The 25,178-nt window shown below is 62.2% G+C and carries 25 protein-coding genes; 13 read left to right on the top strand and 12 right to left on the bottom strand.

Annotation, left to right across the window (positions count from 1 at the left end):
- Positions 1–177: 177 nt before the first annotated feature.
- The 5 genes from VHE12_11805 to VHE12_11785 all read left to right on the top strand — a co-directional run bounded on the left by VHE12_11805 (position 178) and on the right by VHE12_11785 (position 4,157).
- Entirely contained in the window at positions 178–684 is a 507-nt protein-coding gene (locus VHE12_11805) for a hypothetical protein (protein ID HVZ81462.1), read from the top strand.
- Positions 685–708: 24 nt separating this feature from the next.
- Positions 709–855 carry a lmo0937 family membrane protein gene (locus tag VHE12_11800; GenBank protein HVZ81461.1) on the top strand — a complete coding sequence of 49 codons (147 nt, stop codon included), beginning with the start codon at positions 709–711 and terminating at the stop codon, positions 853–855.
- Positions 856–880: 25 nt separating this feature from the next.
- A complete protein-coding gene (locus tag VHE12_11795) occupies positions 881–1,258 on the top strand; it encodes a rhodanese-like domain-containing protein (protein ID HVZ81460.1) in 378 nt (125 codons plus the stop codon).
- Positions 1,259–1,524: 266 nt separating this feature from the next.
- Positions 1,525–2,658: an ABC transporter substrate-binding protein gene (locus tag VHE12_11790; protein HVZ81459.1), complete on the top strand. Its 1,134-nt coding sequence runs from the start codon at positions 1,525–1,527 to the stop codon at positions 2,656–2,658.
- Between the two features lie 212 nt (positions 2,659–2,870).
- The gene (locus tag VHE12_11785) at positions 2,871–4,157 is read left to right on the top strand and encodes an EAL domain-containing protein (protein ID HVZ81458.1); all 1,287 of its coding nucleotides are present in this window, start codon (positions 2,871–2,873) and stop codon (positions 4,155–4,157) included.
- Between the two features lie 39 nt (positions 4,158–4,196).
- Here the strand turns inward: VHE12_11785 and VHE12_11780 are convergent, their stop codons facing one another.
- Positions 4,197–5,369, bottom strand: coding sequence for a metallophosphoesterase (locus VHE12_11780; protein ID HVZ81457.1), 1,173 nt, complete (start codon positions 5,367–5,369; stop codon positions 4,197–4,199).
- Between the two features lie 254 nt (positions 5,370–5,623).
- On the opposite strand from VHE12_11780, the gene VHE12_11775 reads away from it, so the two are divergent.
- Both VHE12_11775 and VHE12_11770 read left to right on the top strand, forming a co-directional pair.
- Positions 5,624–6,526 (top strand): branched-chain amino acid ABC transporter permease, encoded by a 903-nt coding sequence (locus VHE12_11775; GenBank protein ID HVZ81456.1) that lies wholly within the window; start codon positions 5,624–5,626, stop codon positions 6,524–6,526.
- Between the two features lie 33 nt (positions 6,527–6,559).
- Positions 6,560–7,519, top strand: a complete 960-nt coding sequence (locus VHE12_11770) for a branched-chain amino acid ABC transporter permease (protein ID HVZ81455.1) — start codon at positions 6,560–6,562, stop codon at positions 7,517–7,519.
- A gap of 143 nt (positions 7,520–7,662) precedes the next feature.
- On the opposite strand, the gene VHE12_11765 is transcribed toward VHE12_11770, so the two are convergent.
- The 5 genes from VHE12_11765 to VHE12_11745 form a co-directional block, all read right to left on the bottom strand.
- Positions 7,663–8,097, bottom strand: a complete 435-nt coding sequence (locus VHE12_11765; GenBank protein HVZ81454.1) for a DUF1569 domain-containing protein — start codon at positions 8,095–8,097, stop codon at positions 7,663–7,665.
- A gap of 164 nt (positions 8,098–8,261) precedes the next feature.
- Entirely contained in the window at positions 8,262–9,260 is a 999-nt protein-coding gene (locus VHE12_11760) for an RsmB/NOP family class I SAM-dependent RNA methyltransferase (protein ID HVZ81453.1), read from the bottom strand.
- 95 nt (positions 9,261–9,355) lie between these two features.
- Positions 9,356–10,042: a DUF2461 domain-containing protein gene (locus VHE12_11755; GenBank protein HVZ81452.1), complete on the bottom strand. Its 687-nt coding sequence runs from the start codon at positions 10,040–10,042 to the stop codon at positions 9,356–9,358.
- A 100-nt stretch (positions 10,043–10,142) separates the two neighbouring features.
- Positions 10,143–10,358: a hypothetical protein gene (locus VHE12_11750; GenBank protein HVZ81451.1), complete on the bottom strand. Its 216-nt coding sequence runs from the start codon at positions 10,356–10,358 to the stop codon at positions 10,143–10,145.
- A 100-nt stretch (positions 10,359–10,458) separates the two neighbouring features.
- Positions 10,459–11,118, bottom strand: a complete 660-nt coding sequence (locus tag VHE12_11745; protein HVZ81450.1) for a YceI family protein — start codon at positions 11,116–11,118, stop codon at positions 10,459–10,461.
- A 145-nt stretch (positions 11,119–11,263) separates the two neighbouring features.
- Between VHE12_11745 and VHE12_11740 the strand changes: the two genes are divergently transcribed.
- The 3 genes from VHE12_11740 to VHE12_11730 all read left to right on the top strand — a co-directional run bounded on the left by VHE12_11740 (position 11,264) and on the right by VHE12_11730 (position 13,899).
- Positions 11,264–11,656, top strand: coding sequence for a helix-turn-helix domain-containing protein (locus tag VHE12_11740; GenBank protein HVZ81449.1), 393 nt, complete (start codon positions 11,264–11,266; stop codon positions 11,654–11,656).
- 67 nt (positions 11,657–11,723) lie between these two features.
- On the top strand, positions 11,724–12,611 hold the full coding sequence (locus VHE12_11735) for an RnfABCDGE type electron transport complex subunit D (GenBank protein ID HVZ81448.1): 888 nt from the start codon (positions 11,724–11,726) through the stop codon (positions 12,609–12,611).
- On the top strand, positions 12,574–13,899 hold the full coding sequence (locus VHE12_11730; protein HVZ81447.1) for a DUF2330 domain-containing protein: 1,326 nt from the start codon (positions 12,574–12,576) through the stop codon (positions 13,897–13,899). The genes VHE12_11735 and VHE12_11730 overlap by 38 nt, the downstream gene beginning before the upstream one ends.
- A gap of 55 nt (positions 13,900–13,954) precedes the next feature.
- On the opposite strand, the gene VHE12_11725 is transcribed toward VHE12_11730, so the two are convergent.
- Positions 13,955–14,944: a 6-bladed beta-propeller gene (locus VHE12_11725; GenBank protein ID HVZ81446.1), complete on the bottom strand. Its 990-nt coding sequence runs from the start codon at positions 14,942–14,944 to the stop codon at positions 13,955–13,957.
- Between the two features lie 222 nt (positions 14,945–15,166).
- Between VHE12_11725 and VHE12_11720 the strand changes: the two genes are divergently transcribed.
- Entirely contained in the window at positions 15,167–15,628 is a 462-nt protein-coding gene (locus VHE12_11720) for a cyclic nucleotide-binding domain-containing protein (GenBank protein ID HVZ81445.1), read from the top strand.
- Positions 15,629–15,631: 3 nt separating this feature from the next.
- Here VHE12_11720 and VHE12_11715 read toward each other — a convergent pair whose 3' ends face one another.
- The 5 genes from VHE12_11715 to VHE12_11695 all read right to left on the bottom strand — a co-directional run bounded on the left by VHE12_11715 (position 15,632) and on the right by VHE12_11695 (position 22,115).
- Positions 15,632–16,795, bottom strand: a complete 1,164-nt coding sequence (locus VHE12_11715) for a zf-HC2 domain-containing protein (GenBank protein HVZ81444.1) — start codon at positions 16,793–16,795, stop codon at positions 15,632–15,634.
- A gap of 112 nt (positions 16,796–16,907) precedes the next feature.
- Positions 16,908–17,597, bottom strand: coding sequence for a sigma-70 family RNA polymerase sigma factor (locus VHE12_11710; GenBank protein ID HVZ81443.1), 690 nt, complete (start codon positions 17,595–17,597; stop codon positions 16,908–16,910).
- 145 nt (positions 17,598–17,742) lie between these two features.
- A complete protein-coding gene (locus VHE12_11705; GenBank protein HVZ81442.1) occupies positions 17,743–19,794 on the bottom strand; it encodes a tetratricopeptide repeat protein in 2,052 nt (683 codons plus the stop codon).
- 106 nt (positions 19,795–19,900) lie between these two features.
- A complete protein-coding gene (locus VHE12_11700; GenBank protein HVZ81441.1) occupies positions 19,901–20,911 on the bottom strand; it encodes a trypsin-like peptidase domain-containing protein in 1,011 nt (336 codons plus the stop codon).
- Between the two features lie 88 nt (positions 20,912–20,999).
- Positions 21,000–22,115 (bottom strand): TIGR04053 family radical SAM/SPASM domain-containing protein, encoded by a 1,116-nt coding sequence (locus VHE12_11695; GenBank protein HVZ81440.1) that lies wholly within the window; start codon positions 22,113–22,115, stop codon positions 21,000–21,002.
- A gap of 98 nt (positions 22,116–22,213) precedes the next feature.
- Between VHE12_11695 and VHE12_11690 the strand changes: the two genes are divergently transcribed.
- Both VHE12_11690 and VHE12_11685 read left to right on the top strand, forming a co-directional pair.
- A complete protein-coding gene (locus VHE12_11690; GenBank protein ID HVZ81439.1) occupies positions 22,214–22,666 on the top strand; it encodes a hemerythrin domain-containing protein in 453 nt (150 codons plus the stop codon).
- Between the two features lie 246 nt (positions 22,667–22,912).
- Positions 22,913–25,096, top strand: a complete 2,184-nt coding sequence (locus VHE12_11685; protein HVZ81438.1) for a molybdopterin oxidoreductase family protein — start codon at positions 22,913–22,915, stop codon at positions 25,094–25,096.
- Positions 25,097–25,178 lie beyond the last annotated feature (82 nt).

The raw sequence follows: 25,178 nt of genomic DNA, 5'->3' as shown, positions 1-25,178 counted from the left end.
ACCGCTGTCCCACGGCCGGGGAGAATGTCCTCCTCGAATCCGAACCAAGATCCAACCCCTATTTGGTTCAACCCACCCGGCCCCTTCAAAAAACCATCCAAATCCATTTGTTCTCCATCCAAAGGGCCCTTGAGGGCCGTTTTGAATGAATTCGTACTCGAAAAGGGAGATCTGTCCATGACGATGAAAAAATGTTTTTTGTTCGGTCCGATGCTGGTCGGTCTGTTGTCGTTGCCGGTCCTATCCAAGGCGGATACGGGATATCATCCCACGAACGACGGGGGTAATTTCGGCTTGGGGCTTGAGGTCGGTGAGCCGGGTACCTGGGGAGCGACCGGGAAGATCTGGGTCGACCGGGCGAATGCTTTCCAGCCGGCCGTGAAATTCACCGCCGCCAACGATGCTCTCCTGCAGTTGGATTATTTATGGCACAACTTCGACATCATCCGGATGAAGGGGACCGACGGTGAAATGCCGCTTTATATCGGATTGGGGGGCGACCTGCTCCTTCAAAACACGGTCCAGATCGCCGGGCGGGTGCCCGTCGGCATTTCCTACATTTTCGATAAGAAGAACGTCCCGGTGGACATTTACCTGCAGGCGGTCCCGACCCTTTGGTTCTTCAGCGGCGGGCTGACCTCCTTCGATGTTTACGGTGAATTGGGCGCCCATTATTACTTCTGATAAGCGGGCCGAAAGGAAGAGCGAATGTTCTACACGATAGCGGCAGTCCTATTGATCCTCTGGGCCCTGGGTTGGGTGAGTTCCTATACCCTGGGGGGCCTTATCCATCTGGTCCTTGTGGTCGCGTTGATCGTCCTGGTCGTTGGTTTTCTCCAAGGTCGGCGGGGCTGATCCGGACCCCGGAAAGAAGGTTTTGATGTCACTGAACCAACAAGATGTGCTCGAGATCATGAAGAACCGCCATGCCGTGGCTTTGAACGTCCTGCCCAAGGAAGAGTTCCAACGTCTTCATATTGAGGGGTCCAAGAACGTTCCTTGGACCCTGGACCGAGGGGCCTTCGTCCAGGAAGTGGAAAAACAGTTCGGTAAGGAAATGTTTTTAATCGTTCATGGTTCCAATATCACCAGTCGCGCGGGGATCGACGCGACGGAGGCTTTACGCAGGGACGGCTTCAAGGGCGATGTTTTCCTGAGCGGCATGAAAGGCTGGGTCGAGGCGGGCCTCCCCACGGCGGGGACCCAATCCCGGCCGCCCCTATCGACCAGGCCTCAAGCCGTTGTTCGCGATCCTTGAACTGGAGAAAAACGGTCGGGGGAAGATGGGGCTCCATTCCCAAGAGGGTTCTTGGATCCGCTGGGGAGGGCCAAGGGTCTGGGATGTTCCCAGCGGAGTGTTGTTCCATCCTCTTTCCTTGTCCTCTCCTAGTACTTCCATCGCCCTTCCCGTGCGTTGGTGGCGTCCCCATGGACCATTCTTGACGCTCCCCGTAACCTTGCTATCCTAACTGCCGGCCCGCGGCTTCATGGCCCCGGCCCATCCCGTGCTTTTAGGAGAACCTCATGCGTAAGAATTTCTGGACCGCCACGGTCCTGGCGACCCTTTGGCTTTTCGCGTCCTGCGGCCCCAAGCTCGATCCCAACGAGATCCGCGTCGGGGTCTACGGCTCCCTCACCGGCGCCCAGGCCACCTTCGGGGTCTCCACCCAGAACGGCGTGCAGCTCGCCATCGACGAGGCCAACGCCGCGGGGGGGGTGAACGGCAAGAAGCTGCGCGTCATCGCCCTGGACGACCAGGGAAAACCCGAAGAGGCGGCCCTGGCGGTGACCAAGCTCATCACCCAGGACAAGGTGCAGGTCGTGTTGGGCGAGGTGGCCAGTTCGCTTTCCCTCGCCGCCGCTCCCATCTGCCAGGAACGCAAGGTCCCCATGATCTCGCCCTCCTCCACGAATCCCAAGGTCACCCAGATGGGCGACTATATCTTCCGCGTGTGTTTCATCGACCCCTTCCAGGGACAGGTCATGGCCGACTTCGCCATGGGCCACCTGAAGGCCAAGAGGGCGGCGGTCCTGCGCGACCAGAAGAGCGATTACAGCATGGGCCTGGCCGAATTCTTCATCAAACGCTTCCAGGAAAAGGGCGGGACCATCGTGCTGGACCAGAGCTATGTGGCGGGTGATGTGGACTTCAAGAGCCAGCTCACCACCATCCGGGAAAAAAAGCCCGACGTCATCTTCGTGCCGGGTTACTACGGTGAGGTCGGCCTTATCGCGAAGCAGGCCCGGGAACTGGGGATCAAGGCGCCCCTCTTGGGCGGCGATGGTTGGGATTCCTCCAAGCTCTACGAGATCGGTGGAAAGGCCCTGGATGGTTGCTACTTCTCCACCCATTATTCCTCCGAATCGAACGATCCGAAGGTGAAGGATCTTGTTGGTAAGTACAAGGCCAAGTACGGTGAGGTGCCCGACGCCTTGGCGACGCTCGGCTACGACGCGGGCGGGGTGCTGGTGGCGGCCTTGAAGAGCGCCAAAAGCCTGGGCGGAGCCGATATCCGGGACGCCATCGCGGCCACCAAGAACTATCCGGGCGTCACCGGTTCCATCAGCCTGGACCAGGACCGCAACGCCGTGAAGCCGGCGGTGGTGCTCAAGATCCAGGGCGGCAAGTCCTCCTTCGTGACCACCGTCAATCCTTAAGTTGACCGGCTTTTTTATCGGACTATATTTAGGCTTTTTTAAGAGGCCCGGGCATCCCGGGCCTTTTTCTTTTTGGCGGGTTCACGTTCGTGGACCTATCATGAGGGGCCCGGAACCAAGGGTTTAAGCCCCATTTAACTTGCACGGACCCAAGATCGATGGATTATCCTGATTCCCCGGTCCTCCGTCGGGACCGAAAAAGCGGAGCACGAATGAAACCAGGACCTTCATCCCGGAACACCCCCAAGCCATCTTTCGACCTGCGGGAGATCCTGCTCAACGAGAGCGTCCTGGCCTATTTCCAACCCATCGTTTCCATCGACCGGCGCACCATCGCCGGCGTCGAAGGCCTCAGCCGGGGCCTCCTGCCCGGGACCCAACAGATCATCCCGCCCGTGGATCTTTTCCATCAGGCGGCCATCGAAGGTTATTCCCTGGAGTTGGACCGTCTTTGCCGCAAGAAGGTCCTGGAGGGCTTCAGCCGTGCGCGGGCGGAGAATCCCGACCTGTTCCTGACCCTCAACCTGGATTCGGCCAATTTCGACCCCGGGGTCGTGGGGTCCGGTTACCTCAAGACCCAGGTGATGGAACTGGGCCTGGAGCCCCGGCATGTGGCCCTGGAGGTCATCGAATCGGCCGTGCGGGACCTGGACGAACTGCGGCGCTTCGTGGACACCTACCGGGGCCTGGGCTTCCTCATCGCGCTCGATGACGTGGGCGCCGGCCACTCGAACCTCAACCGCATCCCCCTCATCAAGCCCGACATCCTCAAGGTGGACCGCTACCTGGTGCAGGGCATCCAGGATGATTCCTACAAGCAGGAGGTCCTCCGGTCGCTGGTGAACATGGCCCGGCGCCTGGGCACCCTCATCATCGCCGAGGGCGTGGAGGAGGAGAGCGAGGCCCTTTGCCTGTTGGACATGGACGTGGACATGATCCAGGGCTATTACTTCTCCAAACCCTTCCCCTTCGAAAAGATCGAGCGCGAGACCATCCATGGACAGGTGGAGGGGCTGGTGAAGTCCTTCAAGGAGAAGCGCCTGAAGAACGTGGGGATCCGGCGTTCGCGCATCTCCCGCTACTACGCGGCCCTGATGGAGATCCAGATCGAGCTGGCGAAGAAGGACGAAGAGGCCCTGGACGAGGGGTTGAAGGCGGTGGCCGCCAAGTTCCCCGGGGTGGACAGTTTCTACGTATTGGACGAGGGGGGGCTCCAGGCCTCCGAGTGCCTGACCCAGGCCCTGGGGCGGTCCCACCGCAACGCCATCGTCTTCCGGCCGCCGCCGAAGGGGACCGACCATTCGATGAAGGACTATTATTATTTCCTCACCGAGCCGGGCCAGAACAAGACCAGCTTCGTGACCGATCCCTACCTCTCCATGGTCACGGGCCGAAGCTGCGTGACGCTCTCGGCGCCCTTCAAGGGCAAGGGCGGGAAGAAGTACATCCTTTGCCTGGACCTCAGCACCGAGGCGCTCTCCCAGGAATCTGTCGAATGACCAAAGGTCATTCGACAATTTAGAGTTCTAAATTCTTAATTATTGAGCTGGAACCTGCAGCTCAATGAGGGAAACCTCGGGGCTTATCCCGAAGCGCACCGGCAGGGCCCAATAGCCCGTGCCCGGCGTCACATAGAGATGGCTTTCCCCTTCCTTGAACAATCCCATGTGGTATTCCATGAAGAGCTTGGCCAGGGACCAGTCCAGGGACTTGAAGCCCACTTGTCCCCCGTGGGTGTGGCCGCTCAAGGTCAGCTGCACGTTCCTTTTCAGGGCTTCCTGGAAGCCTTGGGGCTGATGGCACAGGAGGACCACCGGAGCCCCCTCGGGTTTCCCCTCCAAGGCCTTGTCGAAATCCGGGGCCATGGAGCCCCATTTGCCGATCCGGCGCGCGCCCGCGTCGCCGACCCCGGCCAGCCAAAGCTTGGCTTTCCCCCGTTCGATCGTCATCCCCTCGTTCACGAGCATCTGGAGGCGGCTGTCCTCCAGGACGTGCAGGGTCTTTTCGGGATCGGCGTAGACGTCGTGATTGCCCAGCACCCCTATGGCGGGCAGGTAGGGGTCCAACACCTCCAGGCTCTCCAGGTATTTGGGCAGATAGATGGGGTCGTCATCCGTGATGTCGCCGCAGACCACGAAGAGGTCGGGCTTCGCTCCTTGGGCCGCGCGGGCGAATTGCTTCAGGCGGGACCGCCGGGAGAAAAGGCCCACGTGCAGGTCCGAGACCATGGCGATCCTGAAACCGTCGAATTCCTTGGGGAGGCCGGGGATGGGCACTCGGACGTGTTCCAACTTGAGGGTGAAAAGGTTCTGGAACAGGCCCCAAAGGGTGACGGCCCCGATGAGCCCCAAAAAGACCGTGGAGGGGATGATGGCGAAAGAGGTGAAGGGCACCCAGCGCCAGGCGAAGGCCAGGGCCCAGAGGACGACCAGAAGCACCATGAAGGAGGAGTAGAGGAAGATCAGCAGGTTCCAGAAGACCCAGAAGGGGGCCAGGACCGCCCGGGCCAAGCGGAAGGGTCCGGAGGAGTGTCGGGTGAAGATGACGGGGATCAGGAGCCAGAGCAGGTTGCCCAGGATGGCGGAGGCGAAGAGGACGAAATGCCATTGGGAGGGATAGATGGAATAGCCCGCCCAGATGAAGACCACGTTCATCAGGAAGAAGAGGCTCAGGACGAGGTTGACGACGAGGACGGTGCGCCGGGTTGCCACGGTTATCCTTTCAAGGCCAAGGGGCTCGGGATCTTTAGTTTAAGCCACCCTCTGCCGGGAGGGGAGAGGGCAGGGTGAGGACGCCGTTTTAGTTCATGGCGGGAAAAGGAAACATCACCCTCATCCCGACCTTCTCCCTCGAGGGAGAAGGCGAGAGCGACCTCAATATTCAGGGGGAGAAAGGGGAAGTCAAGGGCGGGGGTCATGCTTGTTTTTGTGTTTAGCGCTTTGGGGTCCTTGGGTAGAATCGCCCCATGGAAGGTTTTTTCCAACTGCTGCTCAACGGCACCGCCCTCGGGTCCATCTACGCCCTGATCGCCCTGGGTTACACCATGGTCTATGGCATCCTGAGGCTCATCAATTTCGCCCACGGCGACATCGTCATGGTGGGGGCCTATGTGGGCCTCTTCGCGGCCCTGGGCTTGAACGCCCCGGACCATCCCAACGTCCTTACCTTCCTGCTCGTCCTCCTGGCCGCCATGGCGGCCTCGGCCCTGCTCGGATACGTCATCGAAAGGTTCGCCTACCGGCCCCTGCGGGATGTGCCGCGCCTGAACCTGCTCATCACGGCGGTGGGGGTCTCCCTCCTTTTGGAGAACCTGGGCCAGGTGATCTTCGGGGCCACGCCCCGGGTCTTTCCCGACATCCTGCCCAGCGTCACCCTCTTCCGAACGGGCGACGTGTCGGTCACGAACCAGCAAGTGACGGTGTTCGGGACCTCGATCTTCCTCATGGTGGTCCTGGAATGGATCGTCCAGAGGACCAAACTGGGACGGGCCATGCGGGCCGTGTCCCATTCCCACGAGACCGCCGCCCTGGTGGGCATCCCCACCAACCTCATCATCAGCTTCACCTTCGTCCTGGGCTCCGCCTTGGCGGCCGCCGCGGGGATCCTGGTGTGCATCTCCTATCCGAAAGTGGAGCCCCTGATGGGCGTCATGATCGGGATCAAGGCCTTCGTGGCGGCGGTCCTGGGGGGCATCGGCAGTATCCGGGGGGCGGTGGTGGGCGGGTTCCTGATGGGCATCTCCGAATCCATGGTGGTGGGTTACGGCTCCTCCACCTACCGTGACGCGCTGGCCTTCGGCATCCTGATCCTCATCCTCATCTTCAAACCCGCCGGATTGTTCGGCAAATACCAGCCGGAGAAGGTCTAAGGCAGTCAGGAATTAGGAGCGAGGAGTTGGAAGTTGAAAAACAACCTTAAATGGACCCTCATTCTCATCGTCGTTGCCGGAGCGGCCCAAGGGCTCTCCATGGTCCTGCCCGATTATTTCTCCCAGATCCTGGTCTATGGCTGCATCAATGCCATCCTGGCGGTGGCGCTCAACTGGGTGAACGGCCTCTCGGGCCAGTTCTCCCTGGGGCCCGCCGGGTTCATGGCGGTCGGGGCCTATACGGCGGCCTCGGTGAACGTGTTCCTGCTCTCCGGCCTTCACGGCACCTTCCTGGGCGACCAAACGGCGCTGGTGATCTCGCTCCTGGCGGCCGCCTTGGTCAGCGCCGGGGTCGGCTACTTGGTGGGCCTCCCGACCCTCCGCCTGCGGGGGGATTACCTGGCCATCGTGACCCTGGGGTTCGGGGAGATCATCCGGGTCGTCATCCTCAATATCCAGTCGGTGGGCGGGGCCAGGGGTTTCATCGGGATCCCGGGCACCACCACGGCCTTCCTGGTGATCTTCATCCTGGGGCTTTGTGTGCTGGCCACCCACCGCTTCATCCATTCCTCCCACGGGCGGGCGCTCTTGGCGGTGCGGGAGAACGAGATCGCCGCGGAGGCCATGGGGGTCAACACCACCGCCTTCAAGGTGAATATCTTCGTCATTTCCTCGGCGGTGACCGGGGTGGCCGGCGGGCTCTTCGCCCACTACCTGCAATACATCAATCCCAGTTCCTTCGATTTCATGAAATCGGTGGAGATCGTCATCATGGTGGTCCTGGGCGGGATGGGGTCCATCTCGGGTTCCATCCTGGCGGCCTTCCTGCTGACCCTTTTGCCGGAGGCCTTGCGGCCCCTGCAGAACTGGACGGGCGTGGACCTTCGGATGGTGATCTATTCCTTGGCGCTCATCCTCATGATGATCTGGCGGCCGAAAGGGTTGTTCGGACGTAAGGAATTGTGGGAGATGGTCCAAAAGAAAAAGGCCTAGTTGTCATTGCGAGGAGCGAATTTGGCTCCGAAGCAATCTCAGTTCCTGGGTGGGTTCAGGTGTATGGGGAAGATGCATATTAAGACTGGGATTGCCACGTCGTAACCGTCCCGCATTCGCGGGCCACTCCTCGCAATGACATCCTACTTCGTGTTGCTCACATGGTTGTTGAAATGCATCCGGTGGAATTGGGCCCATTGGGTCTTGGTCAAGGCCCCCAACAAGGGATGGTCGCTCCAGGGGCCATGGTGCCTCTCGAAATCCTCCAAAGCCTTCCGTAACCGCGCGACGGCGACCGCCGCGTCCCCCTCGATCCTCTCGGGCGGGCGCCCCTTGATGCCCCGGGGGATGTAGCCCCGAAGCACGAAGAAGAAGTGGGCCAGGGGCCCGACCAGGCGTTTCTTCCACCAAGGCATTTCCCGTTTCACGCCCTTCATGCTGCCTTCCACGGCCTGGGCCAAATGGTCGATGATCTGGAAATAGGACCAATTGCCGGTGGTCTCCACGACGCCGGTCCCCAAGCGGTCCAGCTCGGCGCGGATGTCCTGGATGTTCTTACAGCGCAGGTCCCGGGGCATGAGAGTCCTTTTAGGTCTTTCTGTCATTGCGAGGAGTGGCCCGCGACTGCGGGACGTTTACGACGTGGCAACCTCAGTCCAAATAAACATCTTCCCCGAACATCGCAAACCCACCCATGAACTGAGATTGCTTCGCCGCAAGATTCGCGTCTCGCAATGACAGCTTAATTCTTGCTACTTGGCACAAAGGGTTCGGGGGCTTCCACGCTCTTCAGCTTCGTCAATTTGGCGACGAAGAAACCTTCCATATCCTGATTGGGAAGCACCCGCAGCGAACTTAGCACCTGCGGGTCGAAATTCAAATCCCCCCAACGGGCCAGCCCTCCGGTCATGGCGGGCAGGGGCATGGATATCTTCTCCAACTTCAGGGCGTCGCCGTAGGTCTCCAGGGCCCATTGGAGGACCATTTCGTTCTCCTCGGGAGCGAAGGTACAGGTGGAATAGACCATGGTCCCGCCGGGTTTCAGGGCGAGGAAGGCGGACTTGAAGAGCCGCCGCTGGTCCTTGGCCATCTTGCGGTTGGTGTCCTCCCGCCAGTAGCCGTAGGTGGAGGGAACCTCCACCAGGAACCGGCCTTCCGAACTGCAGGGCGCGTCCAAAAGCACCTTGTCGAAGGCCTCGAAGCGCTCCTTCCAGACCAGGCCCCCATCGCCCGCGGGCAGGACCTCCACGTTGGAAGCGCCCTGGAGGGCGGCGTTGGCCTTGAGCTTCTCCACCCGGATGGGGTTGTTGTCGTTGGCGGTCACCGAACCCTGGCCCTTCATCAGGGCCGCCATCTGGGTGGTCTTACTGCCGGGCGCGGCGGTGAGGTCCAGCACCCGGTCGCCGGGTCTCGGGTCCAGCACCAGGGGCGGGATCATGCTGGAGAGGCCCTGCACATAGATCTCGCCGTTCTTATAGAAGGGGGTCTTTTCCAGGTCCTTTTGTTCCCCTTTGCGAAGCAGGAAAGCGTCCCGGTACCAGAGGACGTTCTCGACCTTGAAGCCCAGGGGTTCCAGCCTTTCCTTGAGCGAAGAGGAAGCGAGCTTGAGGGCGTTCACCCGGAAGGTGCAGGGTTTTTCCTGGGAGAAGGACTTGAGGACCTTGGACCAGTGAGGGGCCGGAACAAGGTTTTTCAGCTTTTCCGTGAATTCGCCGGGAAGTTCGCGTTTTGGTTTGTTCATGGGGAAGGACCGGAATTTTTATTTTTGAATGTTAAATTCTTAATGATCGAAGTTTTCGGCATTAAAAATTAAGAACTAAGAATTGAGAATTGCCTTTACCACGCCACCATCAAGGCTTGGCAGAGGAACTCCATGTAGGGCGCGGCGGCGGCGCAGGATTCCACATAACGCTCCATGAAATCCGGGGAACCCGCCTGTTTCTCCGTGAACTGCGTGAAGAAGATGTAATCCTTGTATTTGACGTATTCGATGAGCTCATGGTCGGGGTCGTAGCCCTTGGGCGGGCGCACAAGCTTCTCTCCCTCGATCTTGCAGTGCTTGTTGAACTTCTTGTCCTTCAGCACCGCTTTCCAGGCGGCGGGGTGGTGGACCAGGTAATCGCGGATTTGGCCCAGCACGGGGGGCTCGGGGCGCCAGATGCCGCCACCGGCGAAGACCTCGTCGGGGGCCAGGTGCAGGTAAAAGCCCGGGGTATGCACGTCCTTGGAGCGGCCGAGGCGGAATTGGGCGGCCACGTGGGTCTTGTAGGGGGATTTGTCCTTGGAGAAACGGGTGTCCCGGTAGATGCGGAACATGGAGCCGCCCGAGGGACTGTTGTCCACGATGAGGTTCTTGCTGATCTTCCTTAACGAAGGTCCCAGGTCGCCGATGAAGTCGAGCAGTGGGTCCCGGACCTCGCGCTCATAGCGTTCCTTGTTGGCCTGGAACCAGGCCCGGTTGTTGTGGGTCTTGAGCTGGCGCAGGAACTTGAAGAAGGGCGGTTGGAAGTAGGAACGTTTCATAGGTCCGATCTCACCGCGAAGATCGCGAAGTTAAAGGATCTTGATGGAACGACAGGAAGATCTTCCTGAAACCTGGGACCTGACAGCTGACACCTGCTTTTCATTCTTCCACCATCATCCTTCGCTGGCGGTTCCAGAGGCAGGTCTCGTCCTCGCTCCAGATCTCATCGGGAAGGTGGGGAAGGATATGGACCCGGACGTAGCGCTTGCCCCGGGCCACGGACGAGGAGATCTCCTTGGCGTTGATGACGACCCCCACCTTGCGGGTGAGGATGTTGAACACTTCGTCGTTCGCTTTGTACTGTGATTCCGACATGACCGCTCCTTTCCCTCCGCCCATAGTTTATCGCAGGAGGGGAGGACCCCAATAAAAAAAGGCCGTGGCGGTGGCGCCACGGCCTTGAGCGGGTTTCTTGTTATTTTTTCTCGTCCTTCTTCTTGCCCATCATCTTCTTCATGCCGTCCAGGCTGGCCTTGTCCATGCCGGCGATGTCCAATTGGACGTTGACCTCGTTGGCGACCATCAGGTTCCCGGCGGCGGTCAGCTTGTCCTGGCCCCAGGACAGGCCGAAATCCCGGCGGTCCAGGGTGGTGGTGGCGGAGAAACCGGCGACCTTGGCCGTGGGGCCGTCCTTGCCCATCTGCATCTTGTCCTCGCCCATGTAATCCACGTCCAGGGTGACGGACTTGGTCACGCCGTGCATGGTCAGGTCCCCGACGACCTTGTAATGGTTGTCCCCGGTCCCCTTGGCGACGCTGGTGCTCTTGAAGGTGAGGGTGGGGTACTTCTCCGCGTCGAAGAAGTCCTTGGACTGGAGATGGTGGTCCCGCATCTCGTTGTCCGTATTGATGCTGGAAGCCTGGATGGTGACATCGATCTTCGAGGCCTCCGGCTTGGCCGGGTCGAAGCTGAAGGTCCCATCGTAATCCTTGAACTCGCCCGGGACCTTGCTGAGGATATGCTTCACCGAGAAACCGATATGGGTATGGGCTTTATCGAACCCGTACTCGGTGGCGTTCACGGCGGAGGCGGACAGCAGTGCGGCGGCGGCCAGACCCAACAGTATCTTCTTCATGGCGAAGCTCCTTATTGATTTGTAAGCGGACCAGGTCTATATATACGAACGTGATTACCAAAAGAAAGTAGATACCTTTTGGTAACCAGTTGCCGGTTGGTCAACCCAGGACGGGGTTTGGACGCCCCAGCAAAGGAAACTTCCCATGATCCGCCATCGCGCCAACAAATCCGGGCCCGTCCCGCAAGGCTGTCCGCTGGAATCGAGCCTCAAGCTCCTCGCCGGGGCCTGGACCCCCCAGATCCTCTGGTACCTACGGGTGGAACCGCGCCGCTTCGGCGACCTGAAAAGGGACTTGGGGAACGTGTCCGCCAAGGTCCTGACCACCCGCCTGAAAGAACTGGAGAAGCGGGGGGTGCTGACCCGCGAGGTGAAACACACCTCACCCCCCACGGTGGAATATGCCCTGACGCCCCTGGGCCTCAAGCTGGACCCCATCCTGAAGTCCATCGCCGACGTGGGGGTCGAACTCCAGCGCCATTCGGTCTCCAAGCGCGGCTCCGAACCCGCCCGTTCCGAGGCCCTTTCCCTGGGCTGACCGATGACCTGATTTTCCGGGAACCGATCCCTTCCGCCCGTGTCCTAAGGGCGAAAGGAAGGTTCCCGTGGATATCATCCCCAAGCCCCGCTCCAAAGACCCCAGGGTCTACCAGATCCTCTTCCTCGGCATCCTGCTCCTCTCCGGGGCCCTGCTCAGGGATTTTTCCATCGGCTTCCCGCAGGTCCTGCTGACCTTCGCGGCGGGCCTCGCCACCCAAGGCCTTTTCCTCCGCCTCCTCAAGATCCCCCAAGCCGGTTATCTGAGCGCCTTGGTCACCTGCCTGGGCGTCGCCACCCTGCTACGGGCCGACAACCTTTGGGTCCATCCGCTGGCCGTCTTCCTGGCCCTCTCGGCCAAGTTCCTCCTTCGCGTCCGGGGCAAGCACGTTTATAACCCCACCAACCTGGCGGTGATGCTGGGTCTCACCCTCCTTCCCGGGGCCTGGGCCTCGGCGGGGCAGTGGGGCAACGACATGGCGCTGGCCGCCTGGATCCTCACCCTGGGCGGCACCGTGGTCAATCGCGCGGGAACACGGGACATCAGCTGGACCTTCCTGGGCTTCTATTTCCTCCTCCTAAGCGCGCGGGTCCTCTACCTGGGCCAGCCCGCGTCCGTCCTCCTGCACGCCCTGGAGACGGGCTCGCTCATCCATTTCGCCTTTTTCATGATCTCCGACCCCGTGACCAGCCCCAACCACCGTGCCGCCAAGGTCCTCCATTGCCTGCTGGTGGCGGCGGGGGCCTTCCTTTGGCAATACGGCCTCTACCGCGTCAACGGCCTCTATTGGGCCCTCTTCGCGGCGACCACCCTCGTGCCCCTGTGGGACCTGCTCCTGCCCGGGCCGAAATATCAGTGGAAGAAGGAGAAGGAAGATGGAAAGGTTCAGGAAAGGCAAAAGAACGTGGGGGGCGGTCTTGTGCCTGCTCCTCTTGGCGGCATCACTCCCCGATAAAGGGCGGGCTTTCTGCGGTTTCTACGTGGGGAAGGCCGACGGAGCGCTGTCCAACGAGAAGTCCCAGGTGGTGCTGGTGCGCAAGGACAACCGAACCGTCATCAGCATGCTCAACGAATTCAAGGGGGACCTGAAGGACTTCGCGCTGGTGGTGCCGGTCCCGGTGTTGCTCAAGAAGGACCAGATCCATATCGGCGACCGGGATCTTTTCGAGAAACTGGACGCCTACAGCACGCCCCGGCTGGTGGAATATTTCGACCCGGACCCTTGCGGTGTCCGATATGACGGGTTCGATATGAGGCTAGGGGCCGCCGCGCCCAAGGCCCAAATGGCCAAGGAATCAAGGAACGAGGAGAGGGACAAGGCCCTGGGGGTCTCCATCGAGGCCAAATACACGGTGGGGGAATACGACATCCTCATCCTCTCGGCCAAGCAGTCCGACGGCCTGGAGACCTGGCTCCATGAGAACGGCTACAAGCTTCCCAGCGGCATCGGCGGATCCCTCAAACCCTTCATCAAGCAGGACATGAAGTTCTTCGTGGCCAAGGTGAACCTGGGCGAACAAGCCAAGACCGGGGCCAAATACCTGCGGCCCCTTCAATTCGCCTTCGAAAGCCCCCGTTTCGGCCTGCCCATCCGCCTCGGCATGGTGAACGCCCATGGGCCCCAGGACCTGGTGGTCTACGCCATCACAGCAGGAGGGCGGGTGGAGACCACCAACTACCGCACCGTGAAGATGCCCAGCGGCATGAACATCCCCGAGTACGTCCAGGGGAACTTCGGGGACTTCTACCGGGACACCTTCCTTCGCCAATGGGAGAAGGAAGGGCGCAACACCGCCTTCACCGAGTATTTCTGGAACATGAACTGGTGCGATCCTTGCGCGGGAACTCCCCTGACCCCGGAGGAGCTCCAAAAGCTGGGGGTCTTCTGGCTGGGCGACGCCCAGACCAACGCGAGCTACGGTATCGCGGGCGGCAGCCAGGAGGTCTTCCTCACCCGCCTGCACATCCGCTATAGCCGCGCCACCTTCCCCGAGGACCTGGTCTTCCAGGAGACCAAGGACCAGGAGAACTTCCAGGCCCGTTATATCCTCCAGCACGCCTTCAAGGGCCGCGAGGATTGCGCCGAGGCCAAGGCCTACTACAAGCAAGTGAAGCAGCGGCAGGAGACCGAGGCGGTCACCTTGGCGGGTTTGACGGGCTGGGACCTGGACAAGATCCGGGACAAGATGGGCCTGGAAAAGGGGCAGGGCCACCAGTGGTGGAACAAGATCTGGACGGAATGAGCGAGGAACAAAAAAAGGCCCGCCTTTCGGCGGGCCTTTTTTATTTTCGGAAGGATCAGTGGGTGGGCTTGAAGGCCTCCACCCGGTGGTTGCCCGAGTCGGCCACGAAGACCTGGCCGTTGGGGATGAGGGTGATCCCGGTGGGCTGGAGGAGCATCTGGCCCTGGGTGGGATCCCCGGTCCATTGGGTGACGAAGGCGCCCGCGTTGTCGAAGACCTGCACCCGGCGATTGCCCTGGTCCACCACATAGAGGTTGGCCGAGGCGTCGGTCGCCACCCCGTAAGGCCAGTTGAACTGCCCGGCGCCGGTCCCCGCCCCGCCGATCTGGCCTTGGTAGGTCCCGCTGGTCGTGAAGTTTTCCACCCGGTTGTTGCCTGCGTCCGCCACATGGACGGTGTTGTTCTTGTCCACGGTGATGCCGATGGGCTCGTGCAGTTGGCCGTCGCCGCTCCCATTGCCGCCCCATTGGGCCTGGTAGGTCCCGGTGGCATCGAACTTCTGCACGCGGTGCAGGGTGAAGTCGGTCACATAGGCGTTGTTGGAGGCGTCGAAGGCGACCCCGTAGGGGTAGCCGAACTGGCCGTCGCCGGATCCCAGGGAACCCCAGGCGCCCACCAGGGTCCCGGTGGGGGAGAAGGTGATGATCAGGCCCCGGGCCCCGTCGATGGCCACCACGTTGCCGTGGGCGTCCACCGCGATGTTGCTCAGGTTCACGAACTGGCCCTCACCGGTGCCGTAGGAGCCCCATTGGGTGAGGAAGGTGCCGTCGGACGAGAACTTCTGGATGCGGCTGTTCAGACAGTCGGCCACATAGAGGTTGCCGGAGGCGTCGGAGGCGATGCCCCAGTTGCCGTTGAACTGGCCGGCGGCGGAACCCGCCGTGCCGAATTGGGCCTGGTAGACGAAGGTCAGGGGGCCGGTCGGGGTCGGTTCGGGGGCCGCCGGGGAAGGGCTGGTCGGGTTCATCTGTTTCCCGCACCCCGACAGGACCAGGAAGGCCCCCATCAGGATCCCCGCGTGCATTTTGAGGGAAAGGTTCGTCATGGCCAGCCTCCTTGGATGATCTGGCATTGAATAAGGCAGGAGTGGTGCCAAGAGGGGGCCGGAAAATCCCTTTGTTCAGGCGGGTTTTAGGGGCGGGAAAAAGCGGGAAGTGGGTCGTTCGGGACAAGTGGGTAAAAAGGGAACGGCCCATGACCCGGGTCATGGAGGCGGTCCGGGAGGACCCCTAGGGTGGGAGCGTGGGATCCCTGAAAGGAGGCCATGATGAAAGCCATCGCGACGGTGTTGAACGACAACCCGGTCTTGAAGGGGATGACCCCCCGCAGTCTCGAGATCCTGGGCGATTGCGCCCGGAACGTTTCCTATGAGGAAGGGCAGGTGCTTTTCGGCCCGGGGGAGGAGGCGGACAGCTTCCATATCCTACGGGCCGGGGAGGTCGGATTGGTGGTGCCCTATGAACACGGCGCCATCGAGGTCCAAAAGCTCTACCAGGGGGATCTTTTAGGCTGGTCCTGGATGCTCCCACCCTACCGTTGGGTGCTGAAGGCCCGGGCCCTGACCCATGTGGATGCCGTGAAAGTGGACGCGAAGCGCCTTCGGGGACTTTTCACGACCCATCCGGCCTTCGAGCACGAGGTCCTGAAGCACCTCATGCCCATCGTGATCCAGCGCCTGAACGCGCTCCAACTGCAATTGGTGGATGTCTATAAAGCCCAGGCAGAGTGACCGTCAGTCCTTCTGGAAAAGCACGGGCAAGGAAGGCTTGGGGATGACCTGGAGGCTCCAGGGATGGGTCAGGACTTGGGTGGCCCGACCCACCGGGGGCTCGATGCGATAATGAAGCAATAGGTCATTCCCCTTGTCCTCCATTTGGGCCAGGGAGACCTTGTAGCCGCCCGTCGGTTCCTCCCCCGCCTCCAAGAGAACGACCGCCTGGGTGGTGAAGTCCACGGTCGGCACCGTTTCATTGGGCCGTAGGGTCTTCCAAAGGGCCTCGAATTGGGCCGCGTCGGTGACCAATCGGCCGCCCTCGACCGAGGAGGGCCCGTTGTCCCCCGACCAGGTGGAAGCGGTGATCTGTTTTGAGAAGGCGATGTTGGCCATGGAGCCTTCGGTCGGGACGGGGGTGGGAGGGGCCAGGGCGGATCGGGCTTCCGGCGCCGCTTTCGCCGGGGCTCCCGCGCTCATCAGACCCAGGTTGGCGGATCCAGTTTCCGACAAGGTTTTCTTGAAGTCGGCCTGGGTCGAAGGTTGGGCTTCGTCCCTTACGTTGTTTTCGACCGCCATGGCCCTTGGCGCTTCAGACTTCTTTACCCGCTTTGCCGATGCGAAGGGTTGGGGTGGGGGCAGTCCAGGTTTTTCCTCCGCTTCTTTCATGGTGTCGGAGGCGTTCGAGTAACCGTAATTGGCCGTGACATGGTCGAGGTTCTTGTCCTTTTGGGCCACCGAGGTCCGGGCGGCCTTTCCAACTTCCTGGGCCGGAGCGGGGGCGTTGGCGGACGCGACGATCTCATTCTTCAGGGCTTCCTGGTTTTTTTCGGTCGCGGGAGGATGCCCCAGCCTCATCAACTCGGGGTTGGCCACCAGGACATAGAGCACCAGGCTGGCCGCCACCACGAGGGTGGCCATGGGGAAGTTCAGGAAAGGCCGGTGGGTCTTCAAGGGACGGACCTTGCCCGTGACCCGGCCCATGATCCTTTCGTGAAGGTCCTTGGGATAGGCGGGCTCCGGCAGGGCCAACAGGGCCTGGCGGACCTTGCGATGTTGCTCCAGTTCCCGGCGCGCGTCGGCGCAGGAGGCCAGATGAGCCTCCACCTTTTTGGCCTCGGCGGGCGTGAGCGCCCCCTCGGCGTAAAGGGACAGGAGAGGATGTATCTTTTTACAGTCCTTCATTTTTTGGCACCTTTTACCACGAAGGGGCGAAGGGGCGAAAAAACCCGTTCCCCCAAAGTCGAGGACCTCGGACCCATTCGCTTCTTCGCTTCTTCGCGGTGAGATCCCGTCTTCATACCCATTCCTTCAGTTCTTCCCGCAAGAGGGCCCGGCCCCGGGCGATGCGGGACTTCACGGTGCCCACCCCGGTCTTCAGGATGACAGCGATCTGCTGGTAATCCAGGTCCTCCAGATCGCGCAGGATGACCGCCTCCCGGTAATCCTCCGGCAGGGCCCGCACGGCCCGTTGGATGGCGGATCCCAGGTCCTTGCCTTCGGCCCCCTGGTGGGCGGTGGTGCCCCGGGGGTCGGCCACCCGGTCCCAAAAGCCGGACCCCTCCTCCTCTTCCTTGGGCGCCAGCACCTGCACCTTGGAGCGGTTCTTCCGGGACCTTAAGGCGTTGCGGCTGAGGTTGGCCGTGATGGCGTAGATCCAGGTGGAAAGGGAACTGTCGCCCCGGAAATCCTTGAGGGCCTTGTGGACCCTTAGGAAGACCTCCTGGGCCACGTCGCAGGCGTCGGTCTCGTCGGAGAGGAACCGGAAAGCCACCCGGAAGACCATCTTTTCGTAGGCGCGCACGAGCTTTTCGAAGCCGTTCTCATCCTTCAAGGCCGCCTCGATCAAGGCACGGTCCTCTTCCCGGTCCGCGGACCTCTCGCCGTCCGTGACCGCCCGCCAAAGCAGGGCCCTTTCTAGGAGGTAGGACACCCAGGAGGGGAAAAGGTTCCATATATAAGGAAAGGGAAGGGTCTGGGCGGACATGGCGGCAGTTTATCACGCCGGATGTCCTGCCCCAAATGGATGGGTTCCAAACGGAAGGGGGCATAACCGGCGAAGATCCCGATCGAGCATCGCCTGGGTGGATCCTGCGGTCCCTGGAGACCCTGAGCGACCAGGACGGCCAGGGTCATTTTGAGGATCCCGGGTCCCCTTGGGCCGAATCCAACTCCTTGGATAGCCGGTCATACTCGACCGCTTTTTTCCTTTGGCCCAGGAGCCGATAGGCTTGGGCGAGGCCGGCCGCGATCCGGGAGTTGTGCTTGATCTCCCAGGCCGCTTCCAAGGCTCCCAGGGCTTTCTTCCCCATCTTCACTCCCAGGTAGGCTTCCCCCACCCGGCAGGGGACGGTTTCGGACCCGGGGAATTTCCGAAGGGATTCCTCAAAGGTCCTTTCGGCTTCCGTTTCCTTGCCGGAGTCCAAGTAGGCCTCGCCCAGGTTGAGCAGGTAATCGGGATCGTCCGGGTCCAATTGCAGGGCCCTTTGGAAGGCCGGCACCGCATCGGCGTAACGGCCCAGGGACCCATAGCTGGACCCCACCATCTCCCAAAGCAGGGCCGAATCCGGATCCTGCTGGACGGCCGCCTTGATCCCCTCCAGGGCTTCCACGTGACGGTCCGTTTCGGTCAGGGCTTTCCATAGGTAGATCCAGACCTGGGGGTCGTGCCCATTGAGCGACAAGGCCTTTTGGAGGTTCGGGACGGCCTCCGCGAACCGGCCTTCCCGCATATCCACCACCGCCAGTCCCCGGTAGGCGGTGGGAAGGTTGGGCCTTCGCGCTTGGACGAACTCGAAGTCGCTACGGGCTTCCTCGAGGCGGCCCTGGTTCAAGGCGATGTTCCCCAACTCCAGGCGGATCAGGGCCGAGTCGGGATAGGACTTCGCGGCCCCGGTCCAAAGGGACGCTCCGTCCTTCCAGAGGGAGGCCTGGGACAGGGTCAAGGAGCCGAGGCCCCCGATCATGGCCAAGGCAAGGATGGGACGGGTGCGGGGCGCGAGTTTCCCCACGGCCCAGGCGCTCAGGGGGACGAAAAGCCCCAAGAGGGGCAGGTAGGTGTAATGGTCGGCCGCGGCGATCCCCTCGTGCCCCGATTGGAGCAGGCTGGCCAGGTTGGGCGCCATGGTCACCAGGTAAAAGAGAAGGGCCGCCAGGAGTTCCGGCCGCTCCCTCCGTGACCGGAAGGCGGCCCAACATGCGCCCAACAGCAAAAGGCCCAGGAGGCAGGTGCCTCCGATGTAAACGGGGGTCAGGGCCGGGGAGGGGTAGAGGGGGGACAGGCCGAAGGGGACGATGGCTTTCCAAAGATAGAAGAAAAGGGCGAACAAGGGCTTCAGGAGGGCCCGCAACCAGGGAAGACCGGCCGACCCTTGATCGTGGGACAGGATGGAAAGCATCCCCACCCCAAGGGCCGCCAGGAAGAACGGGATCTTTTCCAGGAGAGGTCTTTTCCAACCCACCCTTGGGAAGCGTCGAAGGGGCCAAAGGTCGAGGCCCAGCAGGAGGACGGGCAGGGCCACGGCGGCGGTCTTGCTCAGGGCGGAACAAAGGAAAAACACCAGGCAAAGGACGTAGCGCCGCAAAGGATGGTCCGCGCGGGTGCCATAACGCAAGTAAGCCAGGATCGTGGCCAGGAAAAAAAGGCCGTAGAGGACGTCCTTGCGTTCGGTCACCCAGGCCACCGATTCCACATGGAGGGGATGAAGTCCGAAAAGGATGGACGATAGGAAGGCCGTCCAATCCTCCTCGGCGGACCGCGAGGCCGGGGAGGGATCCTGGGTCCTTCGGGAGGACCGCAGGAGCGCCCGGACAGCCAGGAAGACCAAGACCGAGTTCGCCGCGTGCAGGAGATCGTTGGTGAGATGGTAGATCCAGGGTTGGTGGCCGGCGGCCAGGTCGTTGAGCGCGAGGGAAAGCCAGGTGAGGGGCATCCAGTCGGCGGCATGGAAGGTGGTGAACATCCGGCCCAGGCCCGACGGCGAAAGATCGTGGATGAGGGGATTGTTCAGGACGACCTGCGGATCGTCCAAGTTGACGAAATCGTAGGTGAGGGTGGGCAGGTAAAAGAGGAAGGTCGCCAAACCAGCGGCCAAGGCGAAGGTCCAGGGCCGGGGACCGGGGATCCCGGCGGCCGCGTCCGGGCCTGCCTTCGGCTTTTCGGCTGGGGATCCGTGGTTCGCCATGGGACCTCTTGAAGGAACGGCAGGAGGATTTTAGTGGCGTCCGGGAAGCCGGTCTAATGAATTGAGCGGGCGATCGAAATCGACCCGACGGGGCCCGGACGTCCTTTCAACGCGGGCCGGGGACGACCACCGGCTCCAGCTTCTCGGAACGGCGGATCACCTCCAGGCGCGTCCCCACGCCCACCCGTTCCTCGGTGAGGAGTCGGTGCAGGTCGTCCATGCCCTCCACCGGCTGGCCCTCCAGCCCCACGATGGCGTCGCCTTCCCGGATCCCCGCCTTCTCGGCGGGTCCGCCCGCCTCCAGTCCGACCACCAGGATGCCCTTCTCCACCCTCAGGCCGAAGTGCCGCACCACCCGCCGGGGGATGGCGATGGTCTGGCCGGCGATGCCGATGAAACTGCGAAGGACCTTCCCGTATTTCAGGATCTGGGTGGCGGCCCGCTGGGCGGTCTCGATGGCGATGGCGAAGCAGAGGCCCTGGGCCGAGGGGATGGTGGCGGTGTTGACGCCCACCACCTCGCCGCGGCTGTTGACCAAGGGCCCGCCCGAATTGCCGGGATTGAGCGCCGCGTCGGTCTGGATGATGTTGTCGATCAGCCGCCCGGATTGGGACCGGAGCGACCGGCCCAGGGCCGAGACCACGCCGGCGGTCACCGTGGCCTGGAAACCCAGGGGGCTCCCGACGGCCGCCACCAGCTGGCCGGGCCGAAGGGCGCGGGCGTTCCCCAGCGCCGCGGGGGGAAAGGGTCCGCCGTCGTCCACCTTGAGGACGGCCAGGTCCGAATCCGGGTCCTCGCCGATGAGCCGGGCCTGGTGGGATTGGCCGTCCAGGAGGGTGACCTCCAGTTCCGCGGCCCCATGCACCACGTGGCTGTTGGTCAAAAGGAAGCCGTCGGGCGTGAAGAAGAACCCGGAGCCGCTCCCGGCGCGGGTCGATTCGTTCCTTACCTTCTTATAGACATCGATGTTCACCACCGAGGGGGAGATCCTCTCGGAGGCATAGATGACCGCGCTGGAATAGGCGTCCAGCAGGCCCTCGTTGTCATAATAAGTGATCTCATGGGTGCCCATTTTGGCGGGCAGGTTGTCGGAAACGGTCCAATGGAAAGCGGGCATGGGAAACCTCCTGATCAAGGTTCCCATGACCATAGGAAGGAAGGGGGGAAAAATCAGGGTCTCGAGTTGCCCGCCGGGGCAAGTGGGATCAGAACAGGGCCACGGGTTCCTGTTCCTGGGGCTGGTAGGAACAGTAGGGGTCGGCGCCCATGACGTTGCCCGTGAGGGCGTAACCCCTCGCCCGCGACCCGCCGCAGAACTGGCGGTAGTCGCACCGGCCGCATTTGCCCTGCAGGGAATCGGCGTCCCGCAGGCGCTGGAAGAGGGGGCTGTGGCGGTAGATGTCGGAGAGCGGCAGGGACTTCACATTCCCCCCGGAGAGCGGCAGGAACCCGCTGGGGCACACGTCCCCGGTATGGGAGATGAAGACGAAGCCCCGCCCGTCGGACACGCCCCGGGCGACCCTTCTTAACGGGACGTCATGAGGGGGGATATCCCCACGCATCAACTGTTCAGGTGTCACCCCGCGCCGTTGGAGGATGATGCGGCGGAAGTGGTGGGCCTCGGTGGTCTTCACGTCGAACCAACCCTTTTCCATCACATCATAGAGCTGGTTGAGGATGATCTCGGTGTCGGTGGCGTTCAGGGCCTGGTCCCGTTGGGCCCGTCCCGTCGGGACGAGGAAGAAGACCGACCAAAGGTCGATGTCGAAACGGCGGATGAGGTCCGCCATGGCGGGCACCTGGAAGCGGTTGTGGCGCCCGATGGTGGTATTGATCTGAAGGCGGATGCCCAGGTCCCGGATCTGGTGGGCGGCGTCCAGGAAGCGGTCGAAGGTCCCGGGCACTCCCCGGAAGGCGTCGAAGGTGGCCGGGTTGGAGCCGTCGAGGGAAAGGGAGATGCGATGGACCCCGGCGTCCTTCAACTCTTTCAGGCGCTCCCGGGTCAGAAGGGGCGTGATGGAGGGGGCCAGGGCGAAGTTCATCTTGAGCCGGGAACATTCGGCCACCAGGGTGGAAAGATCCGGGCGTTTCAGGGGATCGCCCCCGGTCATCACGAAGAGTGGCACCTTCCATTCGGCCACCTGGCGGATCAGGTCGAGCGCCTGTTCGGTGTCCAACTCCCCCGGATAGGCCCGGTCCTGGGCCTCGGCACGGCAATGCACGCAAGCCAGGTCGCAGGCCCGGGTCACTTCCCAAATGGCGATATAGGGCCGGTCCCGATAAAGGTCCTGGGGCCGAAGGGCTTGAGGGTGGTCGTGCATGGAGGGTCCTTTGGTTTTATTCCTTGCCGCCTTAAAGTAGGGGACGCGGGGACGCCTCTCTATGAGGTGGGTCATCATGCGGCTCTGGGAGAGGATCCATGAAACGTGAGAAATTCCTTTGGCCCCTGACCCAGTCCCACCACCGGGGCCTGGTCCTGGCCAAACATATCCGGGAAAAGCTGGTGGACTGCCCGAGGGGGGAAGAAGGGACCCGGGTGAAGGCCGCCCTGGAGGAGGTCCGTGGGGCCTATGAAGGGGAATTGCGCCAGCACTTTTGGGACGAAGAGAGGATCCTGGCCCTTTATGAGGCCCAACTGGGGACCGGAGAACCCATGCCCGAGAGGATCCGGAAGGACCATCGGTCCTTGGAAATGCTGATGAAGCAAGGGGACCGGGAAAGCCTGCTGGCTTTCGCCGAGACGCTCACCGCCCATATCCGCTTTGAGGAGGAGGAATTGTTCCCAGGATGGGAGAGGGTTTTTGGCGACCCGGACCGGGGTTCAGTGGAAAAGATCCTCCGAGATGCGGCGGGGAAATCCTGCCCTTCTTAAGGCGTCCTGTTTTTAAAGCGTCCAAGGTCACAGTTTAGTTTCGACAGAACCATATTGTTTCTACATATTTGTATCCACCTTGGTCTCTTCTTCCGCGCCGTGAGGGGTTCGAAGGCCTGGACCGAACCTTTCCTCGGCTTTTGCTTCCTCAAGAGCTGACTTTTGCATTTTCCATTCCGGTTCTCGTCTCTTTCCCTCTTGGTACAGGTTTTGCTCTACATGGTCCGAAGATGATCGAGGGCCACCATGACACTCTCCATGCAACCGGTCTTACCGGGATGGGAACAGGGACTTAGCCGCTTCAACACCCATTGCAGTTATTGCGCCCTCCAATGCGCCCTGCGCATGAAGGTGGACCAGGAAAAGAACCGGGTGGTCAAGGTATGGGGAAGGCGGGACTTCCCGACCAACCGGGGCCTCAGCTGCGTCAAGGGCCAGACGGCCCACCAGCAGTTGAACCATGCCGACCGTCTGACGCGGCCGCTGGTGCGCGACAGCCAGGAAGGCCCCTTCCGGGAAACGTCCTGGGACGAGGCGCTGGACCTGGTCGCCCGTCGGCTCGGGGAGGTCCAACGGGAACACGGCGCCGATTCGGCTGCGGTCTATGGGGGCGGGGCCCTCACCAACGAGACGGCCTACCTGCTGGGCAAGTTCGCCCGGGTCGCCCTGAAGACCCGCAACATCGACTACAACGGCCGTTTCTGCATGTCCGCCGCCGCCGCCGCCCAGAACGCCACCTTCGGCGTGGACCGGGGCCTCAATTTCCCCCTTTCGGACCTCTTCGAATCCCGTTGCATCCTGTTGGTGGGCGCCAACGTGGCCGAATGCCTTCCGCCCATCCTGGTCTTCCTGAAAAGGGCCCAAAAGCTCGGCGCCAAGCTCATCGTCGTGGACCCGCGCCGTTCCAAGACCGCCGAGATCGCCGACCTGGAGCTCCGGCCCCGGCCCGGCACCGATTCGGCCCTGGGTCTGGCCCTGTTGGGCGAGGTGCTGGCCGAAGGGGGCGTGGATTACGACTATCTGGCCCAAAGGGTCAACGGGTTCGAGGAGGTCCTGGAGTCGGCCAAGGGTTTCAACGCTTCCTGGGGCGAGTCCATCACCGGGGTGCCCGACGTGCTCATCCGGCAGGTCGCCCGCTGGCTCATCCGTTCCAAGCCCGCCCTGATCCTCACCGGTCGGGGGGCCGAACAGCACAGCAAGGGCGTGGAGACGGTGCAATCCTTCATCAACCTGGCCTTGGCCCTGGGGCAGGTGGGCAAGATGGGCGGGGGATTCGGCACCCTCACCGGCCAGGGCAACGGCCAGGGCGGGCGGGAACACGGCCAGAAGGCCGACCAACTTCCCGGCTACCGTTCCATCGAAAGCCCCAAGGACCGCAGTTGGGTGGCCCAGGCCTGGGGCATCCCGGAGAAGGAACTGCCAGGGAAGGGCCTTTCCGCCCAGGAGATCCTGCAGGCGGCCGACGAGGGAAGCATCAAGGCCATGTGGGTGATGGGTTCCAACCCGGCGGTATCCGCCGCCAACGGGAACCGGGTGGCCCGGGGACTTTCCAAGCTTTCCTTCCTGGTGGTCAGCGATTTCTTCTTCTCCGAGACCTGCCGGACGGCCCAGGTGGTCCTTCCCTCGACGCTGTTCGCCGAGGAGGACGGCACCATGACCAACATCGAGGGCCGCTGCGTACTGCGCCGCAAGGGGGTGAGGCCCCCGGGCGAGGCCCGGCCCGATTGGATGGCCCTGCGGGGGGTCGCCGAGCGCCTCGGCGCCGGCCGGTTCTTTCCCTTCGCGGACAGCGAGGCCATCTTCGCGGAGTTCGCCCGCGTCACGGCCGGGTCCCGGGCGGACTACAGCGGGATGAACTACAGCAAGTTGGAGCGCAACAAGGGCCTTTTTTGGCCCTGCCCGGAGGTGAACCACAGCGGCACCCCCCGCCTCTTCGAATATTCCTTCTTCCACCCGGACGGCAAGGCCCGCATGAAGGGGGTCGCCTATCACGACAGCGCCGAAATGCCCGACGACCAATATCCTTACCGGCTCACCACCGGCCGGGTGCTGGAGCATTACCTGTCGGGGAACCAGACCCGCCGCATCCAGCCGTTGAAGGAGGCGGTCCCCGAACCCTTCGTGGAGTTGAGCGAGAAGCTGGTGAAGCGGTTGGGGCTCGAGCCCGGGCGGAAGGTGAAGGTGGCCACCCGCCGGGGCGAGGTGCTCTACGACTGGAAGTCGAACCCCGAACAGGAGGAATCCACCCTTTTCGTGCCCTTCCATTGGGGGGGCGACCTGGCGGCCAACCTTCTGACCCAGGAAGCCCTGGACCCGGTCTGCCGCATGCCCGAGTTCAAGGTCTGCGCCGCGCAGTTGAGCCAGGATGGGAAGGATTTGGACCGTGAAGATGCGGCGAAAGGCGGTTTTGCCACCAATGAACACCGATAAACACGGATGGGAAAGGTCGTTGAAGTCTCGGAGCCATCGGAGTCCATCCCCTTCGTCGGTGGCTAATTCTCTTAAAGGAACC

Source organism: bacterium (assembly GCA_035549195.1).
Classification (GTDB): domain Bacteria; phylum Oederibacteriota; class Muellerivitia; order Muellerivitales; family Muellerivitaceae; genus DASZRK01.
Note: the sequence above shows the minus strand (reverse complement) of the source record. Positions and strands in the feature narration are given on the sequence as shown.

Excerpts from the sequence above, each read along its gene's own strand:
- VHE12_11805 (HVZ81462.1), top strand. The coding sequence starts at position 178 with ATGACGATGAAAAAATGTTTTTTGTTCGGTCCGATGCTGGTCGGTCTG.
- VHE12_11800 (HVZ81461.1), top strand. The coding sequence starts at position 709 with ATGTTCTACACGATAGCGGCAGTCCTATTGATCCTCTGGGCCCTGGGT.
- VHE12_11795 (HVZ81460.1), top strand. The coding sequence starts at position 881 with ATGTCACTGAACCAACAAGATGTGCTCGAGATCATGAAGAACCGCCAT.
- VHE12_11790 (HVZ81459.1), top strand. The coding sequence starts at position 1,525 with ATGCGTAAGAATTTCTGGACCGCCACGGTCCTGGCGACCCTTTGGCTT.
- VHE12_11785 (HVZ81458.1), top strand. The coding sequence starts at position 2,871 with ATGAAACCAGGACCTTCATCCCGGAACACCCCCAAGCCATCTTTCGAC.
- VHE12_11775 (HVZ81456.1), top strand. The coding sequence starts at position 5,624 with ATGGAAGGTTTTTTCCAACTGCTGCTCAACGGCACCGCCCTCGGGTCC.
- VHE12_11765 (HVZ81454.1), bottom strand. The coding sequence starts at position 8,097 with ATGCCCCGGGACCTGCGCTGTAAGAACATCCAGGACATCCGCGCCGAG.
- VHE12_11760 (HVZ81453.1), bottom strand. The coding sequence starts at position 9,260 with ATGAACAAACCAAAACGCGAACTTCCCGGCGAATTCACGGAAAAGCTG.
- VHE12_11755 (HVZ81452.1), bottom strand. The coding sequence starts at position 10,042 with ATGAAACGTTCCTACTTCCAACCGCCCTTCTTCAAGTTCCTGCGCCAG.
- VHE12_11750 (HVZ81451.1), bottom strand. The coding sequence starts at position 10,358 with ATGTCGGAATCACAGTACAAAGCGAACGACGAAGTGTTCAACATCCTC.
- VHE12_11745 (HVZ81450.1), bottom strand. The coding sequence starts at position 11,118 with ATGAAGAAGATACTGTTGGGTCTGGCCGCCGCCGCACTGCTGTCCGCC.
- VHE12_11740 (HVZ81449.1), top strand. The coding sequence starts at position 11,264 with ATGATCCGCCATCGCGCCAACAAATCCGGGCCCGTCCCGCAAGGCTGT.
- VHE12_11725 (HVZ81446.1), bottom strand. The coding sequence starts at position 14,944 with ATGACGAACCTTTCCCTCAAAATGCACGCGGGGATCCTGATGGGGGCC.
- VHE12_11720 (HVZ81445.1), top strand. The coding sequence starts at position 15,167 with ATGAAAGCCATCGCGACGGTGTTGAACGACAACCCGGTCTTGAAGGGG.
- VHE12_11715 (HVZ81444.1), bottom strand. The coding sequence starts at position 16,795 with ATGAAGGACTGTAAAAAGATACATCCTCTCCTGTCCCTTTACGCCGAG.
- VHE12_11710 (HVZ81443.1), bottom strand. The coding sequence starts at position 17,597 with ATGTCCGCCCAGACCCTTCCCTTTCCTTATATATGGAACCTTTTCCCC.
- VHE12_11705 (HVZ81442.1), bottom strand. The coding sequence starts at position 19,794 with ATGGCGAACCACGGATCCCCAGCCGAAAAGCCGAAGGCAGGCCCGGAC.
- VHE12_11700 (HVZ81441.1), bottom strand. The coding sequence starts at position 20,911 with ATGCCCGCTTTCCATTGGACCGTTTCCGACAACCTGCCCGCCAAAATG.
- VHE12_11695 (HVZ81440.1), bottom strand. The coding sequence starts at position 22,115 with ATGCACGACCACCCTCAAGCCCTTCGGCCCCAGGACCTTTATCGGGAC.
- VHE12_11690 (HVZ81439.1), top strand. The coding sequence starts at position 22,214 with ATGAAACGTGAGAAATTCCTTTGGCCCCTGACCCAGTCCCACCACCGG.
- VHE12_11685 (HVZ81438.1), top strand. The coding sequence starts at position 22,913 with ATGACACTCTCCATGCAACCGGTCTTACCGGGATGGGAACAGGGACTT.